At 38.4% G+C, this 15,883-nt stretch carries 22 protein-coding genes and 4 pseudogenes; 8 read left to right on the plus strand and 18 right to left on the minus strand.

Annotated features, from left to right (window positions below):
• Nucleotide 1: 1 nt before the first annotated feature.
• Nucleotides 2–1,930, minus strand: a pseudogene (locus CER18_RS06650) (phage terminase large subunit family protein).
• A 30-nt stretch (nt 1,931–1,960) separates the two neighbouring features.
• Nucleotides 1,961–2,512 carry a hypothetical protein gene (locus CER18_RS06655; protein WP_100129266.1) on the minus strand — a complete coding sequence of 184 codons (552 nt, stop codon included), beginning with the start codon at nt 2,510–2,512 and terminating at the stop codon, nt 1,961–1,963.
• Nucleotides 2,513–2,623: 111 nt separating this feature from the next.
• Here CER18_RS06655 and CER18_RS10795 point away from each other — a divergent pair.
• The 3 genes and pseudogenes from CER18_RS10795 to CER18_RS06665 all read left to right on the plus strand — a co-directional run.
• A pseudogene (locus CER18_RS10795) lies at nt 2,624–2,794 on the plus strand (BrnA antitoxin family protein); the annotation flags it as partial.
• Nucleotides 2,795–2,922: 128 nt separating this feature from the next.
• Entirely contained in the window at nt 2,923–3,186 is a 264-nt protein-coding gene (locus CER18_RS06660; protein WP_100129267.1) for a type II toxin-antitoxin system RelB/DinJ family antitoxin, read from the plus strand.
• The gene (locus CER18_RS06665) at nt 3,173–3,454 is read left to right on the plus strand and encodes a type II toxin-antitoxin system YafQ family toxin (protein WP_100129268.1); all 282 of its coding nucleotides are present in this window, start codon (nt 3,173–3,175) and stop codon (nt 3,452–3,454) included. Before CER18_RS06660 ends, CER18_RS06665 begins: the two co-directional genes overlap by 14 nt.
• 51 nt (nt 3,455–3,505) lie before the next feature.
• On the opposite strand, the gene CER18_RS06670 is transcribed toward CER18_RS06665, so the two are convergent.
• The 9 genes and pseudogenes from CER18_RS06670 to ssb form a co-directional block, all read right to left on the minus strand.
• Nucleotides 3,506–3,784 carry a hypothetical protein gene (locus CER18_RS06670; RefSeq protein WP_100129269.1) on the minus strand — a complete coding sequence of 93 codons (279 nt, stop codon included), beginning with the start codon at nt 3,782–3,784 and terminating at the stop codon, nt 3,506–3,508.
• Nucleotides 3,781–4,521, minus strand: coding sequence for a phage regulatory protein/antirepressor Ant (locus tag CER18_RS06675; RefSeq protein WP_100129270.1), 741 nt, complete (start codon nt 4,519–4,521; stop codon nt 3,781–3,783). Before CER18_RS06675 ends, CER18_RS06670 begins: the two co-directional genes overlap by 4 nt.
• A gap of 574 nt (nt 4,522–5,095) precedes the next feature.
• The gene (locus CER18_RS06685; RefSeq protein WP_100129271.1) at nt 5,096–5,686 is read right to left on the minus strand and encodes an antA/AntB antirepressor family protein; all 591 of its coding nucleotides are present in this window, start codon (nt 5,684–5,686) and stop codon (nt 5,096–5,098) included.
• 319 nt (nt 5,687–6,005) lie between these two features.
• Entirely contained in the window at nt 6,006–6,587 is a 582-nt protein-coding gene (locus tag CER18_RS06695) for a hypothetical protein (RefSeq protein ID WP_100129272.1), read from the minus strand.
• A 3-nt stretch (nt 6,588–6,590) separates the two neighbouring features.
• Nucleotides 6,591–6,911 carry a hypothetical protein gene (locus CER18_RS06700; protein ID WP_100129273.1) on the minus strand — a complete coding sequence of 107 codons (321 nt, stop codon included), beginning with the start codon at nt 6,909–6,911 and terminating at the stop codon, nt 6,591–6,593.
• Nucleotides 6,912–7,383: 472 nt separating this feature from the next.
• Nucleotides 7,384–7,779 (minus strand): type II toxin-antitoxin system HicB family antitoxin, encoded by a 396-nt coding sequence (locus CER18_RS06705; RefSeq protein WP_011180290.1) that lies wholly within the window; start codon nt 7,777–7,779, stop codon nt 7,384–7,386.
• Nucleotides 7,776–7,977 (minus strand): annotated as a pseudogene (locus CER18_RS06710) (type II toxin-antitoxin system HicA family toxin). The gene CER18_RS06705 and the pseudogene CER18_RS06710 overlap by 4 nt, the downstream one beginning before the upstream one ends.
• Nucleotides 7,978–8,041: 64 nt before the next feature.
• Nucleotides 8,042–8,578 (minus strand): hypothetical protein, encoded by a 537-nt coding sequence (locus tag CER18_RS06715; RefSeq protein WP_100129274.1) that lies wholly within the window; start codon nt 8,576–8,578, stop codon nt 8,042–8,044.
• 10 nt (nt 8,579–8,588) lie between these two features.
• Nucleotides 8,589–9,035 (minus strand): single-stranded DNA-binding protein, encoded by a 447-nt coding sequence (gene ssb / locus CER18_RS06720; RefSeq protein WP_100129275.1) that lies wholly within the window; start codon nt 9,033–9,035, stop codon nt 8,589–8,591.
• Nucleotides 9,036–9,273: 238 nt separating this feature from the next.
• Here ssb and CER18_RS06725 point away from each other — a divergent pair, with 238 nt between their 5' ends.
• Nucleotides 9,274–9,465, plus strand: coding sequence for a hypothetical protein (locus CER18_RS06725; protein ID WP_100129276.1), 192 nt, complete (start codon nt 9,274–9,276; stop codon nt 9,463–9,465).
• Nucleotides 9,466–9,534: 69 nt separating this feature from the next.
• A complete protein-coding gene (locus CER18_RS06730; RefSeq protein WP_100129277.1) occupies nt 9,535–9,963 on the plus strand; it encodes a type II toxin-antitoxin system HicB family antitoxin in 429 nt (142 codons plus the stop codon).
• Nucleotides 9,964–10,011: 48 nt separating this feature from the next.
• Here CER18_RS06730 and CER18_RS06735 read toward each other — a convergent pair whose 3' ends face one another.
• The 7 genes from CER18_RS06735 to CER18_RS06770 all read right to left on the minus strand — a co-directional run bounded on the left by CER18_RS06735 (nt 10,012) and on the right by CER18_RS06770 (nt 14,028).
• Nucleotides 10,012–10,545 carry an antA/AntB antirepressor family protein gene (locus CER18_RS06735; protein WP_100129278.1) on the minus strand — a complete coding sequence of 178 codons (534 nt, stop codon included), beginning with the start codon at nt 10,543–10,545 and terminating at the stop codon, nt 10,012–10,014.
• Nucleotides 10,546–10,816: 271 nt separating this feature from the next.
• Entirely contained in the window at nt 10,817–11,143 is a 327-nt protein-coding gene (locus CER18_RS06745; RefSeq protein ID WP_100129279.1) for a hypothetical protein, read from the minus strand.
• Between the two features lie 167 nt (nt 11,144–11,310).
• Entirely contained in the window at nt 11,311–11,709 is a 399-nt protein-coding gene (locus CER18_RS06750) for a hypothetical protein (RefSeq protein ID WP_100129280.1), read from the minus strand.
• A gap of 13 nt (nt 11,710–11,722) precedes the next feature.
• A complete protein-coding gene (locus CER18_RS06755; RefSeq protein ID WP_100129281.1) occupies nt 11,723–12,781 on the minus strand; it encodes a DUF1376 domain-containing protein in 1,059 nt (352 codons plus the stop codon).
• Nucleotides 12,771–13,250: a crossover junction endodeoxyribonuclease RuvC gene (locus CER18_RS06760; RefSeq protein ID WP_100129282.1), complete on the minus strand. Its 480-nt coding sequence runs from the start codon at nt 13,248–13,250 to the stop codon at nt 12,771–12,773. The genes CER18_RS06755 and CER18_RS06760 overlap by 11 nt, the downstream gene beginning before the upstream one ends.
• Before the next feature lie 78 nt (nt 13,251–13,328).
• On the minus strand, nt 13,329–13,766 hold the full coding sequence (locus CER18_RS06765) for a hypothetical protein (protein WP_100129283.1): 438 nt from the start codon (nt 13,764–13,766) through the stop codon (nt 13,329–13,331).
• Between the two features lie 16 nt (nt 13,767–13,782).
• A complete protein-coding gene (locus CER18_RS06770; RefSeq protein WP_100129288.1) occupies nt 13,783–14,028 on the minus strand; it encodes a helix-turn-helix domain-containing protein in 246 nt (81 codons plus the stop codon).
• A gap of 101 nt (nt 14,029–14,129) precedes the next feature.
• Here CER18_RS06770 and CER18_RS06775 point away from each other — a divergent pair, with 101 nt between their 5' ends.
• The 3 genes and pseudogenes from CER18_RS06775 to CER18_RS06785 all read left to right on the plus strand — a co-directional run.
• Complete coding sequence (locus CER18_RS06775) at nt 14,130–14,732, plus strand: XRE family transcriptional regulator (protein WP_100129284.1); 603 nt, start codon at nt 14,130–14,132, stop codon at nt 14,730–14,732.
• A gap of 79 nt (nt 14,733–14,811) precedes the next feature.
• Nucleotides 14,812–15,429 carry a LexA family transcriptional regulator gene (locus CER18_RS06780; RefSeq protein ID WP_100129289.1) on the plus strand — a complete coding sequence of 206 codons (618 nt, stop codon included), beginning with the start codon at nt 14,812–14,814 and terminating at the stop codon, nt 15,427–15,429.
• 264 nt (nt 15,430–15,693) lie between these two features.
• Nucleotides 15,694–15,883 (plus strand): annotated as a pseudogene (locus tag CER18_RS06785) (hypothetical protein); the annotation flags it as partial.

Here is a 15,883-nt window from a genome sequence, read left to right on the forward strand (position 1 = left end):
ATTACCTCCAATCCCCTCGCATATAAGGATTTATCATTGTTCTGAATGGCTTCTTTTGAGGCTGTGCTGCCTGCAATCTTTTTGGAGAAGGGGAGGGCACATGTTCTGATGTTGGCTGCTCTAAAGCGCCTTCAATTTTAAGTTTTTCCAAACGCTCTTCTAAGATATCGACTTCTCGGTTAAGGTTTATTCCTGCCGAAATCAGACCTTGTAAAGCAGCATAAGCATAGACCCTACAATCCAAGGCTTCGTTTCTTGCCTTTTCACTTTTTTGCCATTCAATACGCTTGAAGCCTTTAAAATATTTAATGACTTTTCTTTCAGCGGTTAGCTGGTCAAAATATTCTCGATCAAGGCTTTTGTGAAAGTGTGTTGCACCAGCCCCCGTTGCTTCAGGACCTGATTTTTAAAACCGTGCTGTAATGATATCTTTCGCGGCATCAACCCCAACAATATAAAGATTAATCTGCCCTTTATTGTTTTTACTTGGTCGGCGTGGCCAGACCGCACGCCATCCCGCCTGTCCTTTAATCCCCCAAATGCGCCGCCCCTCCCGCGGGCGCACATAATTATAAACTGCCTGTGTATGTCCACCACCGGTATCAATGCAAGCCGCTGTTATCCTAATCCCCTCTTTATAGCCTGGATGTGGCCAGCGTTTTGCAAGATATTCATCCAATTGGTCCCATACTTCAAAAGAAGAGGGATCACCAAGGATCACTTGATAATCAATATGCCAACTTTCTTCATTACGCCCCCATCCCACCACTTCAAGCTCTAAACGGTCATTTTGCACATCAATGCCTGCTGTCAACACGACGGCTTGTTCTGGTGCAAGGGGATAATCTTCGCGTTTTGCATAGAGGCTGTCTGGATCAACAACTTCGCCTGTTCTGTCCTCCCATGGCTCTCCAAGCACTGTATTGACAAAAGGCTGTAGAAGAGCTGGATCATCTTTGGCATTTAAAAACTCTCTTGCGCATTCCCCCCAGGTAAGCCAAGGTGAATAGAGTGCCGAAATATGATAAGAGCGCAAATTGGGTCTGCTTGACTCACTGGTGGGCACCCAGCACGCACCTCTTTCTTCACACATGAGATCTGTTTTTCGGTGCTCGGCATGTTCATGACCACAATGCGCACAAACAAAAACAGCTTTTTCGGGAGCCCCTTTCGGCCATTTGATTTGTGACCAAACAATCGGCTGGAGTGTACCACATTCATCACAAGGCACGTTGTAATATCGCTGGTCTCCTAGTACAAAATCTTTGGCAATACGGCTTGTGTCACGGTGGGTGGGTGTGGGCAATTTAAAGATCTTTCGTTGTACAAAGGTTGATGTGCGCTTTTCCGCAATCATCACTGGATCACCTTCGTTATCGACACTGAGAGGATAACCATCCACTTCATCCAAAATCAGATAACGAATAGGCATAGAGCGCAAACCAGCTGCACTGTTTGCTCCTGTAAGCATCAGTGCACCCCCATCAAACTCTTTCGAAAACATGGTATTCCCACTGTCACGTGCTCGTGCTGGGGCTATGCGTTCACTTAAAACTGGACTTGCCATAATCATGGGATCAAGTCGCGTCTTTGAAAGCTTTTTGGCTGTCTCAACCGTGGGCATGACATAAAGGGCAGGTCCTGGACTATAATGAATAGCATAACCGCAGAAATTTAATCCTGCCTCTGACATGCCAACTTGCGCCCCTTTCATGACAATGGTTGTTTCAATCGGCATGTAAGAAGAAAGATTATCCATGATTTCGCGCAAATAGGGGGTCCGCTTTGTTCTCCACAATCCAGGTTCAGCACTGGCTACCGTGCTAAGGTATCTATTCTTGTCCGCCCATTGGGAAACCGTGTATGGTGGGTCCGGTTGTCTTGCATCATTGGCATGGGCGAAAAATTCTGTAACAGCATTCTCATCCATTATTCATTCTTTGCTCGCCCCAAAACGCTCTCATTCTGGAGGTTGAGGATCATGATAAGGAACTGGAATATGAACAGCTTCAAGCAAAGCCTTTCGTATGTAATAATCAATGGCACCGATGAGACTTGCAGCATCACATCCAACCTGTGCGGCAATGCTTGCACCAAATCGATGAGGAAAATTCAACATGGCGTCACGGTGTGCTCTTCCAAACTCACGCGCTGCTCTCTTGACTTCTTCACGGTCAACGGTTGTTTCGCGTAAGCGTTCAAGGGCAATCTTTTCGCTTTCAAGGGCAACTTGCATTCGCTCCAGTTTAATCTTGTATTCATTAGCGCCCTCTGTAGAGGCTTGTTTGATCTTTGTTCGCGGTTGACCATCCGGTGCTAAAAATGGAGCAGGGCGTTTTGTTGGATTCTCATTCCAGATGGCTGTTGCAAGCGCTTCATTAACAGAACCATCTTCAAAAAGAGCCTTATCAAATTTGCCTGTCTTAAATCGAGAAACAACTGCATTAGGAGAAACACCCATCTTCTTCGCAAACGCACGAAGCGATAAACCCTTACGCATTTTCTTAGTCATAGTGGCTCCTTGCCCTGATTTTTTTCCCAATTACGAATAATTGACAATCCGGTATAATCAGGTATACATTCCGGTATGCGAACGGATACACTTCAAGTCATATAAGGATTATTGGTTTTCAAAAAAAACTTTGAGATAAGGTGTGGCTACACAAAAGAAGATTGGGACGCTGTAGATTCTCCACCATTGACAGATGAAGAACTTGCACGCTTAAAGCCAGCTAAAGACGTTTTACCAGCCTCTTTTTTTAAGTATGTAACAGAAGAGCGCCGTAGAGGTGGGTGAAGTCTTTAAAAAAGCAAGCGGTTGTTAAGTCAAACACTCTCTCCACTTTAAAAATAATGCTTTACAGTTGAAATTAAACTCCAATTGTATTACATTGAAATACAGTTGAGAGAGGAGAAGTCATTATGGCTACCAGTCGCATGGTTCAAGCACGTGTACCGGAAGAAATTCAAAATGTCGCTAATCAAGTTATTCAAGCCTCTGGTTTGTCAGTAAGTGATGTCGTGAGAGTGTTGATGACACGTATTGCGCAAGATAAAGCTATTCCTTCTTTTTTGTTTCAACCCAATGCAGAAACCATAGCGGCTTTTGCTGAACTTGATGAAGGCAACTTAAAAAAGTTTCATTCCGTAGACGAATTATTTGATGATCTCTATGCGGACGATTGAACGTACTACTATCTTCAAACGTGATTTCAAGCGTGAGATGAAAGGACGATATCGGCATCTTTTAAGTACAGATTTGCGTCAAGTTATTGTAGCATTAGCAAGTGATCAACCTTTAGAGCTACGATATCATGACCATGCATTAACTGGAAATTGGAAAGATTATCGGGATTGTCATATTCGACCTGATTTGGTTTTGATTTATCGCTTGATTGGTCAAGAGAGGCTAGTTTTAGTGCGTCTTGGTTCTCATTCACAGCTTAATCTGTAATGTCAATTAACCCTCCCCATTTTTGAGAACGAGGAGGGATATATATTTTACTTAAGCAACCTTTTTAATAGGGTTCTCTAAATTTGGTTCATAAGCACGCAATAAAGAATCCATGCTATGCGGTAACTCTGAATCACCAAAATCTGTTAGAACTGTTAAGATTTTAAGTATACTTGGCATCTCATCTTGAAGTTTTAAAATTAAAGTTTTTTCTATGACACTCATAGTATCAACCAGAGCTGTACAATCTTTGTCATTCATATTTTCATGTCTAGAAAATTGAGATAATGCCATCCATAAATCGCATAAGAAGTTAGTATCTATCTTCATTGCACACCTCCATGGATTTGCTCTCTCAAACATGCTAATCCTCTGGATGTGATTTTCGTTGAAGGGAGTACCTTTTCTGTGCCATCTGGTCTTTGAATGGTGATAGCAGGGCAGTCCATAAAGCCTTTCTTGATTTTATCCTGATAAGGTAACAGAGGCGCCCCTGGAGCCCGACGATAGACCCAATCATGTTTACGCAAATAATCGGTTAAATCTTTTGGTCGTACCTCCAACATCTTTGCTGCTTCAATAAGACCAAACAGACCATCAGAACGTTTTAAACCTTCCAAAGCTTCTGCTTTTGGAGTCAATTCAGCAATAACATGATCTTTCTGTTCTATTTGACTTTGTAAGTGATTCAAAACACCAAGTAATGCTTCGGGTTTGGAATAATCAATTTGTGGTGTTGCTACCTGCCTTTCCAACTCTTGCCAGCGGTCAATAATCTTTGCTCGCAAGGCAGTGCTGTAACCAGAAACAAGAATTAAACATTCACGCTTAGGAAGGTTATAACAAGGGAGAGTGCGACCTGTTGAATCTTTGTATAACCCTGTAAATTCACTCAATCCAAATTTGGATTCAGTACTTTCAGAGTATAATTCTCCTAACATTTTTCGAATATCACGCATAATATGCGTGTGTTGTTTACCGCACAATTCAGCAATCTCACGACTAGACATAGTCTGAGTGCTAACACTATTAGCAGTGCTTTCTCTAATTTCTATAAGTGTGTTCATGATGAACTCCTGTGTAGTTAGAAGTTTCTTATTGACATTCCAGAGAAATACCGGGTGCTAAGAAACACGGTACACAGTCCGTCGCTATGCTTTTCCCAAAAGGGTATTTTATGGCACAGCCACACCCGACAAAACCATTATATGCGTGTAACACATAACGAGTCAAAGTCTTTAATGTGCGGAGAAAAGATTGTATCGGCAATCTATCCGCTATTGGTTTAAGGTGTTTGTTAGGCACCTGATTCGACAATAGACATAACGTCACTGCCTTATCAAGTGATAAAAACTTTTTTCTAAAAATAATCCACTATTGTACAGTGTGTATATGAGTACACATTAAATTCGTTATTTATCAATATGTTATGTGTACAATGTACAGTCGATTTGAAAATTCTGTCGCTAGCGATAGTTCGCGCTAGCCTGCCCCGCAACGAAGCCACCCCACAGGGAAGTACCTTTTGCATTGATTTTATTGTATTTTTTTCTGGAATAGGAGAAGCATAATTGGCAATCTTCTTTAAATTAATATCCTCCCCACTCTGAAAGCAGGGAAGATGAGATCATATTTTAAAAGCTAAGCCGCTTTCACAATAGATTTTGCTAAAACCTGTTTTGCTTCCTTAATGAGAGCTTTGTATTTTCTGTTCTCTTCATCGACTCTAAAAGCATCAATAAGACGCATATGAATTGGACCCAGAAGATACAAAACTTTTTCACCAGCGTTCATACCTTCCCAATAACTTGGCAAATCAAAGCGCGTATCACGATCATAATCAACAGATTGGTTTCTCAGTTTCTTTTCACACTCAATAAAGTAACGGCGTGCTTGACGTCCTTTCTCGTTACGTTCCACCATTGAGAGCTCTTTCGCCATGTCTAGGGTGATGTGATATTCTGTACTTGGACGACCGCCTTTAGATTTTGGTAAATTTTTACCGAAACTCATAACACTTTGATTTTCTTGGGAGGCATTGGGTTTCGCTAAAATTTTAGCGAAACTTATAAAGTCCTTATTTTCTAGGAAGCCGTATTCTTTAATACGGTTTTTTATCCAATCTCTAAAATTAGAATTGACTTCCAAAAATGTATATAATTCGCGTGCGTTGACGGCTTGAACTGTTTCTTGATCAATCGTTTGCTCTGTAATTTTAATAAGAGTGTTCATAATGAACTCCTATGCAGTTAGAGGTTTTCTATTGACATTCAATAAAGAATGCCGGGTGCTAGAAAACACGGTGCATAGTCCGTCGTCACGCTTTTCCCATAAAGGGTATTGTATAGCACAACTACACCCGACAGATCTATTATACGCATGTAGCATATAATGAGTCAAAGCCTTTAATATGTGGAAAATAAACTGTTTCGGCAATCTATCCGCTATGCATCTAAGGTGTTTTCTAGGCACCTGATTTAATGATATACGTTTTCCGTGAATCTTGTCAAGAAAGAAAATCTCAGTGTATAGCAAACATAGCTTAAGAACATTATTTAGCTTTCTTATTGGCAGCGTATTCTTGACGAGCAAGTTGTCTCTGTATGTTTTTGGTTAATCTTTCATTGGCATATTGTGCAATAGCACTTGCAATTTCTGGCTTGGACATCACTTTAGCAATTGAAGGTCCTTCTTGTTTTGCAATAGGGAATTGGTCTCCATCATCTCTTTGAAACACATTCCCTCCCATTTTTAATTCAACACGCTTTGGAAAACTGCCTCCCATGATAAAACCATGGGGCAAGATTTCTTTCTTTCCAAACAGTGTATAAGTCACGCCGCGTTTTGTTTCTCTTGCTTTAAAAAATTTAAGAGGTATCGGTGTTCCAGAACCAATGATATCTGTCTCAAGAAATTTTGCTGTCGCCTTTTCTTTAATATAAACACCTCTTCTTATACGCTTTATTTGGGCTGATGAGATGTCGGTAACTTGCTTTTCAGTAAAGCGTTCAACTTGTTTTGCTGCAGTGTTTAGAGCATTACGCAGAGCCCAATTAAGGCGAGGGGCTTGAAGGCTTGTGAAGGTATCTTTTACCTGTTGAAGATACCATTTTTGGTGGATAATTAATTTCAACTTTTAAGTCTTTTGGGAGGTAGATATTGATGGCTTGGAAGCTTTAGGTGCTTTTGGTTTTTCGAATGAGGGTTCCTCTGTTACTGTTTCAGATGATGTTTGGTTGGGTTCTTTTTCTACCTGCTTAATCTGTTCAATTGTCTTGTCGGGTTTTATTTTTGTTTTGACATCAACAAAGGGTTTAGCGGCATTTGCACGCTTGAGACGTGCGTAGACTTGATTAGAAATCTCAACAAATGGATTATTGGGAGTTGAAGTTTCAAAACGAACAGTGCTTTTATTATCGCCAACAACACACATTGGCTTGGTGATGATTGCTTTCATCTTCGCTCCTTTTGAGGCAATGAATTAATGACATCATCGGTTACTGAATGGCGTTTGATATGTGCAAAATAGATTAGTCTGTTTTATCAATAAAAACAGTAATTTAAGCCCTCTTGAAAGCTTAACATTTTATCAAATTTTAGGGGATATTTTTGAATTTTAGATACAATACAACTAGGGACAGCATGATCATTAAATAAAATTTTTTACACATTGTCAAGGGGAAAAATCTATATTTTGTATTTTTTATCTAAATATTTATAAATATTGAGCAGTATAGGAGAGAAAGGAAATGACAGGTCCAGAAATATTAGATGCCGTGTATATGATATCAATGATAGTTATATCACTCTTGACTATAGCGTTTTGTTTGCCTGCCGCTTTTTGATTTTCATTAATATTTTGTATATCATATGTAATTATACGCTTTTGCAAAAAAATCTAGAGTGAGAAATTTCTCCATATTGATGGGCTAAATATTAAGCTCGTGACGGGCTGCTGTTGCCAAAAAAGCAGATCTTGTTAAGCCTCTCTCTTGTGCACAATTATCAATTGCACGCAAAAGCCCTCGTTCAATTGATATATTTGTACGTACGACTTCTGAATCATTTTCAATAAAAGGAACTTGTATTAAAAAAGCTCCTTCTGACAAGGCTTTTTTGACAGCTTTCTGTTGTATCACTTCTTCAAATTTTAAAGGAACAGGCACTGTATCCATATCTTCACAGTAAAGTTGCAAAGCTTCGGTTGCATTTATGATAAGATTTTCTTCTTCATCAGCAGCAGAGAATAGACCTTCAAAATCAGGAAATTGAACACCAAAAGCAGAATCCTCATCTTTATGAACAAGAGCAAAAAATCTTTTCATTCTTCTTCTCCTTTTTTAAACCAGCCTGCTTGTTGTGCAATAGAACGCGCTGTACCAATTGGAAGATTTTTTTTTAGGATGTGGAACAATAACAACCTTACCGTCTTTTTTAAATTTATGGTGCGAACCTTTTACTTTTACAAGTTCAAAGCCATCGCGTTTTAATTTTGCAATTATCTTTCGGCTGTTTTGTTCCATTCCCTAATCTCATAATGTGTATATATTTACACACTATACTTTTTCTTATTTTAAGTCAAGGTTTTTAATAACCACAATGTTTCTGGAGAGCGTTAAGGACTATCCGCAATGAAGGTACAAGGTACGGTAATTCTTGATCTTCACTAACAAGATACTGTAGCGCAGCATAAAAATTATGCTGTTTATATCGGTTTTGTGTTTCTTTTATTACCTCTTGCATATTCAAAAATTGTTTTGTTGCAAATTCAACCCATTTTTTTCTAGCTGCTTCATCAGAAGATGAGGGCATTTTATCATAAATTGCACTAGGCAATGTTTTTGCACATAGATAATCATTTCTGACTTCAAGATATTTTTGTGCTGCATCATGCTGATCTTGGTTAATCACACCTTGCAAATAAAGCCGTCCGATATAGGTACCGGAAAGCGGATTTTTTGCTTCTTCTATGGTCAAGCCAAAACGTTTGGCACGCATTTCTATTGCCAATTTATTTATGGGTTCATGTGGTGTTTTGGCTCGTGAGATACGACCGTTGGGTTCTCTGATACATCCCTTAATCCGTGGACGCCCACGTTTTGCATGTTTTTTTCTTTTAGCCATATTTTTTCAATCAGAATGGGACGCTATCATTAAGAGATGCGCTATAATCGGAGGCACCAGAGGCGATAGCATAATTTTGAGAAGTAATGGGTGAGGGGTATGCAGATTGCTCTTTTTTTGCATCAAGCAAATGCAATTCACCTTTATATTGAGGCAAAATAATTTCTGTTGTGTAACGGTCATGACCATTTTTATCTTGCCATTTACGGGTTTGTAATTTGCCTTCTATGTAAACCTTTGAACCTTTGTGTAGATATTGAAGTGCTATTTTTGCCAAATGCGGATTAAAAACCACTACGGAGTGCCATTCGGTTTTATCTACTTTTTGGTGCGTGTTTTTATCCGTATAGCTTTCAGAAGTAGCCAACCTAAAATTGACTATTTCGGCACCAGAATTCATTGTTTTGCTTTCGGGATCTGTCCCTAAATAGCCCATTAAGATCACTTTATTCAACATGTTTGTAAGTTCCATTTGGTTTGCATTTTATACACATAAAACCTTAGAATAATTTATTTATTTTTTTCAATTATTTCAGTTAATTAATCACAGTTTTTTAAGCAGTACTTTATAATTTTATTTGATAAACTCACTCAATAGCTATGTTATAAAAAGGCAAGGCTTTTTTGCTTGATTTATTATTGACAATCGAACCTTTTTGTACGATATTGGTTTTATGAAATTAAGGGGAGGCTAAATGAAACGAGAAGCGCTGCTTAGAGAGTTACGCAAAGAAGCCAGAAAAAGAGGTCTTCATTACAGTGAAGCTCCAGATGCAGGCAAAGGGTCACATTATTTGGTAACTTTTGGAGGCAAAACAACTGTTATAAAATCGGGTGAATTAACGCCACTTTACGTGAAGATAATAAAAAAACAATTGGGAATATGAAACGCGTATTTCAGACACTTTTAATTTTTCGTTTCAAAAACATTTTGATCATGGAGAGGAGACCTAAACATGGAATATACTTATCAAGCAAAATTTGAAACTGATCCGGATGGTGGTTTTGTTGTGACTTTTCCGGATGTACCTGAAGCGATAACAGCTGGAGAAAATAGAGCAGAGGCATTAGAGAATGCTGTTGAAGCTTTAGGGTTGGCATTACGGAGCTATTCTATGCGCGGTCTACCTTTACCTGTACCACAGCAATATAAAGGTCTTGTAGAGGTTACGGTAGATGCGTGGAATGCTCTTAAGCTCGCAGTGGTAGAAGCCTTTAATGAAGCGAATATTACGAAAACAGAATTGGCTCATCGTTTGGGTAAAAAAGAAACAGAAGCAAGACGCATTCTTGATCCCAACTATCCAACGAAGCTTCAAACTTTAGAGCAAGCACTGAGTGTTCTTGGTAAGCAAGTCATTATTACAATCAAAAACGCGGCTTAACTATCTCCTCGTCTTTGAAGACGAGAAGATAAAATCATGTTTTAAAATCTAAGCAGCTTTTACAACAGATTTTTCTAAAACCTGTTTTGCTTCTTCAATGAGTGTTTTATACTGTTTGCTTTCTTCTACCAATGTAAAGGCTTTAACAAGATGCATATGAAGAGGACCATAAATGTAAACAGCCTTTTTAGTTGGAGACATTTTATCCCAATCCTTTGGGAAATCAAAGCGTGTATCACGATCATAATCAACAGATTGGCTTTTTAACTTTTTCTCACACTCAATAAAGTAACGACGAGCCTGTCTACCTTTCTCATTGCGTTCAACCATGGAAAGTTCTTTGGCCATGTCTAGTGTGATATGATATTCTGTACTTGGACGACCACCTTGGAGGTTTTCGCCAAAATTGGCGAAAACTATATAATCCTGATTTTTTAGAAAACTGTATTTGTTAATACGATCTTTAATCCAATTAGAAAAGTCTCGTTTTACTTCCAAAAACACATGTAATTCACGTGCATTAACGGTTTGAATAATTTCTTGTCCAACAGCTTGTTCTGATATTTTAATTAGAGTGTTCATTGTGAACTCCTAGTTGTTAAGGTTTTCTATTGACATCCAAAGAGAATGCCGGGCGCTAGAAAACACGGCAACTAGCCCGTCGTTATGCCTTTCCCAAAAGGGTATTGTATAGCATAACCACACCCGACGATATTATTATATGCGTGTAGCATACAATGAGTCAAAGCTTTTAAATTGCGGAAGATCAGTTATTTCGGCAACCAATCCGCTAGTTGTTTTAAGGTGTTTTCTAGGCACCTGATTCAATAATAGACATAATGTTGCCATATTGTCAAGCAACTTCCGATAACTTTTTAATCGCTCTGTTAATCTCGTCTATGAGAGGCTCGTAATTGAGAACGCTTCTTGGCAAATTGCCACCGCAAACCCATGCTTTTACTTGCGCTTTGGTGCTAAAATCTGCCTTTTCTGGTATGGTGTAATACTGACCACCGTCAAACTTTTCACACTCTCTTGTGCCGTCTTCATATTCGTAGAGGTTGTAAAAATACTCTGCCGCTCCATCTCCCCAAGGAACATACCCAACAGCCGTTGCGATAAACTTTTTTTGCATAGGCTGTTTACGTTTTTTAAAGAATCTTTGTTTTAATATTTCCATGTTTTAATTCCTATTTTTACCAATAGGTTAATTTACCTCAAATTTGACCGTACAGAGCGTTTTATATTACGGGTGTCACCCTTTCATCGTAAAATCTTTAAGTCGCTTTGTATGGTACCTTTTTATCGATTTAAATGCATATCTAATCACAAAACCATCAGCTCTTTTCACTGAAAAGGATTTAAACCAATCTCCGTTTTTTCAAGCATTTGCATCAGTTTATCCCATTTTTCAGCAGAAACAGGTTCTCCTTTCGGCTTAATCTCTGGTCTATCGAGTGAGGTAAATATCCCTTTAACAGTAGTTCGAATATCGTCTTCAAGCTTTTCACAGTAAAGCAGAAGATCAGCAGAAGCGGGCATAAATGTCGTCGACAAGCCTTTAGCTTTACCTTTCATCACATCCCTTGTTGCAGTTTTGATTGCCCAACGGCTTAAGCCATTGAGAGAAAAGAGATAAGCAACGGCTGTAGCTTTTTCGTCTTCTCCGGGTTGGCTTTTAAGCCCACCAGAAAGCATGAGAAACATCGCTTTTATTTCTTCCTCAGAAGCTTTTTCATCAAGCATTTGCAAAGCTTCATTACCTAACGAGATAATTCTCTCCGCTTCTGCAGGTGATGGCTTTTTGCCCGCTAACCAATGGAATGGAGGGTTTTGCATCATCCTCGAACAAAAATTTGTACGGACTGTCTGCATTTTTGAAATCGGACATGTGTTGTGTAATTCTATAGGCACGACCGCGCTGTTGTCCTGTTTGGGAATTGGTTTGTGTTCCATAATTTTCTCCTTGTTTGTAATTTTTTGAATTTCTCACCCAGTTACGCCATGTTGCTTGCCAATCGATTTTGGTTGCATCCTTTCCAGATTTGGCAGTCCAGTAATCTCGAAACTTTGCGATTTCGACTTTGACACGCTCTGGAGGCAAGCCCTCTTCGATTGCAAAATCGTAATCGGGTTCGAAATCATCTGGCAATCGACAGCCCCGATTAGCTTGAGACCGCTTGGCTTTTTTAGGAACGTTTTCTTGCTCGTGAATGGGAGGTTGGTTATCTGATGATGTTTCGATTTGATCAGATGGGCTTTCAACAGCATCAACCTCGATTGGCTCATGAACCAAATCGGTCGTTTCTAAATTTTCAGAACCAATTTCTTTTTTTGCTAAAACGATAGTTTTAGTTTTTTTATTATATATGTTATTGTCTATGTTAATGTGTTTCATCATGATGTCATCATGACCTCGTGATGACGTCATCATGACATCATCATGGTTTTTTGATGAGTTATCTTTATGCTTATTTTTCTTAGTATTTGCAGCTTTTATAGCTTTTTCTGAAAGTTTATTTAGATTCTCATTGCAATTTTTTAATTCTTCTTCAACATCGAGATTCCATAAACGACCATCTTCCAAACGAATGATGTATCCCTCTTCTAGCAAAACATTCAATGCTGTCACAAATTTCTTTACTGAATAACCAGTGTAATGAGATAAAACTTTAATATTACAAAAAAGAGGTTCACCAGTACGAAGCATGCGAAATCGCAATCTCATATAGATATTACCTTCTACAGGAGGTAAATAATCGACGACCACCGCCCATTTATCGGCAAACAGTCTCGTCCATGGTATTTTACTGGACATGTATATCCCCTTCTTTTTTTAAATATAAAATTGCCAAAGCATCTGCTTCGTTGTCATCACAAGGCGCGTGACCTTTTGCACGCATTGCCTTAATCATTTCTTCTTTTGACGCATTCCCTTTGCCTGTCATTGCTTTTTTAATCGTACCAACGGGAATGCCTTCATACGGTATCTGATGATGTTCACACCAAGCTGTTAATGTTGCTAGAAAGCCCCAATAAACATGAGAAGCGTCTGTACCCACATGCCGGCGTACCTCTTCAAAATACACCGCATCAATTTCATCAACAGATCTCTTTAGTTCAGTAAGCCACCGTTTAAAGCGTAAATAACGCATACCACCGCCTTCAAAACGGCGTGATTGAAAATGTTCTGTATCGCTTGTGATAAAACCATCAGCACCGCATATAGCCCAGCCAGTCTTGGTGCCCAGATCAAGACAGAGAATGGTTTGTGCATTAGTGATCATAATCCCCCCTTAGGCTCTACGTATTTATATGCGTGCTGTGACAGAGCGCGTAATCATAAGTTTAAAAAATGGTCTAACTCAACTCAGACACACACTGCACGCATCACTTATTAATTCGATCTCTTCTTTTCTTTTTTCGATGAGTTTATCCCTTAAGAAGTCAAGCTTACTTTCGACTAAGCACATAAATAAGATTAGCTTACTTAAGCGATAAAAAGATGATAACTCTTGAGAAAAATGATTATCAAACCAAGCAGTAAAAGCTTGCATAAAGACAGATGAAAACCATTGTTTAAAATCATCGTATGGAAATAATGGAAAATAATTTCTATCATCGCGCGCAAAGATACTATGTAGCATACAAACAATAAAACCTGTTGATGGGGGCTTCATGCTTGTTTCAAGACATGCATCTTGAGGCAAACGGACACCATAATATATGTCTTCCCGCCCAATCTTATTAACAAGATCGATCAACTGAACTTTGCTTATAGAGATCTGTGGTTCATTTATCATCTCTAATCTTTCTTCTTTAAGAGTGTGAATGGTGCTGCTGGTGCTCGTTATTATCTGTAGGAGCCGCAATAAAAGTAGACATAGAGCTAGAATTATCTTTCAACTTTTGCAGCTTGAGATAACTTTTTAATGATAATCCTTTACCTTGTTCCCAACGACAAACAGAAGCTTGCTTAACGCCTAAAAGGTCTGCTAATTCCTTTTGTGTTAGCGATAAACACTTTCGGATAGATTTAATCTCTAATTTTTCCTCTGTGTACATTTGAGTTGAATCCATTATTCTTTAACCATATACGCAATTGTATACAATTAAATTAAAAAAACAATAGATTTTTTTAATTTAAAAATCATAAGTAATTAATTATGACAAAAAACATCATTGCTACATTGCAAGTATTGCAATCTGAATTCGGTCTCAGTCAAAAAGATCTTGCAGATAGACTAAATGTAACTCAAGCAACCGTATCAAGGTGGTTGGGGAGTGAGTCAGACCCTAGAGGTTCACATAGAGATGCAATTTTAGAACTTTATAAAAGCTTAAAAGGCTATAACCAAATTACTACACTTGTTCCTCTTATGGGATATGTGGGAGCAGGGCTAGAGATTGACACAGATGTTGAGCAAATTCCAGAAGACGGACTTGAAACAATCGAAATACCATTTGATTTGCCTTTTGAAGCAATAGGATTCATGGTTCGTGGAGATTCTATGTATCCTGTGTATAAAGATGGTGATTTAATCGTAGTTAAATATCTGCAAACAAAACCAGTGAGCGATTATTACGGTGATGAAGTTGTTGTTCTAACAGAAGACAATAGGCGATTTGTCAAACAAATTACTCGTTCTTCAGAGGGGGTTGTACTCAAATCATGGAATGCACTACCCATTAAAAATGCTAAGATAAAATGGGTTGGAGAAATAGTTGCAATACTACCACGTAAATCCTATCGTCCACTTATGAAATAATCTCAGTAAGACTTTTGTTTCTATTACTTTTGAAGATGCCATTTAAGTGAAAATGCAAAAAATAGTGGATAATGGACAGATGGTTTATTTGCCAAAAGATAGACTTAAAATAGCGCGTAAGAACGCTGGATATGTAACACCGAGTGAAGCTGCGCGCGCTATACCAGCTCTTAATCAAAATACCCTAATTAGTCACGAAAATGGAAATCGTGGTATTTCTCGACAAAAAGCCGAACTCTATGGGCAAGTGTTTAACGTGGATCCGGGGTGGATTTTATATGGCGAATCTCTTCAAGAGAATCCTAGCCTTAATATAAGTATTCCTCTTATTTCATGGATTAGTGCTGGAGAGTTCAGTGAGCAAGATGAGATAATGGATTTTTCAGATTATCCTATGACAGAAGCTGTTAACCTTCCTGCCGGTGAATGGATTGCGTTGCGTGTGGATGGTGCATCCATGAATAAAATTAGTCCTCCAGATTCCATAATACTTGTAAATATGCGAGACAAAAAGCTTGTACCTAATGCTTGCTATGTAATTGCAGATGAAACTGGGCAGGCTACATATAAGCGATATAGACCAAATGATAATCCTCCTTTTCAGCCTGCTTCGTACGATAAAACAATAAAAGCTCCAAAACTTGAAGGTGCCATTTCTATAATAGGTCGTGTACGACGCACTATTCTTGATATGTAAACACAATACGATTCCCTCTTCACGTTATCAATTAAACACCCTTAACGGGTTTTAGCAAGTTTGATTGATTTTTATCAGTAAACCGCGCATTTATTGATTCTAAAATCAGTTTTTAACTCTTATTTCTGAAGAGGGCATTTAAATGAAAATGCAAAAAAAGTGAAATATATGTAATTTTTTTCTTGATTTAATTTATACGTTTGCGTATAAATATATTATAAATTAACACAAACAATCGTCAAGAGGCGTTAGGGAGGGGAAATTATGGAAAAGCCAATTCTTATAAATTCCAATGAAATCTTATTAGTTGCTTACGATAAAGAGCAATACATTGCAGAGTCTGGACCACTTGATGCAAGCCAAGTTTTAAGCATTGTTGATGAGGTAGATGATGCAATCCAAATCTTTCGCATCAATCCTTCTGAGAAGAGTTGTGAAGATATCTCTGAAGATA

It is taken from the genome of Bartonella tribocorum (assembly GCF_002777915.1).
GTDB lineage: Bacteria > Pseudomonadota > Alphaproteobacteria > Rhizobiales > Rhizobiaceae > Bartonella > Bartonella tribocorum_A.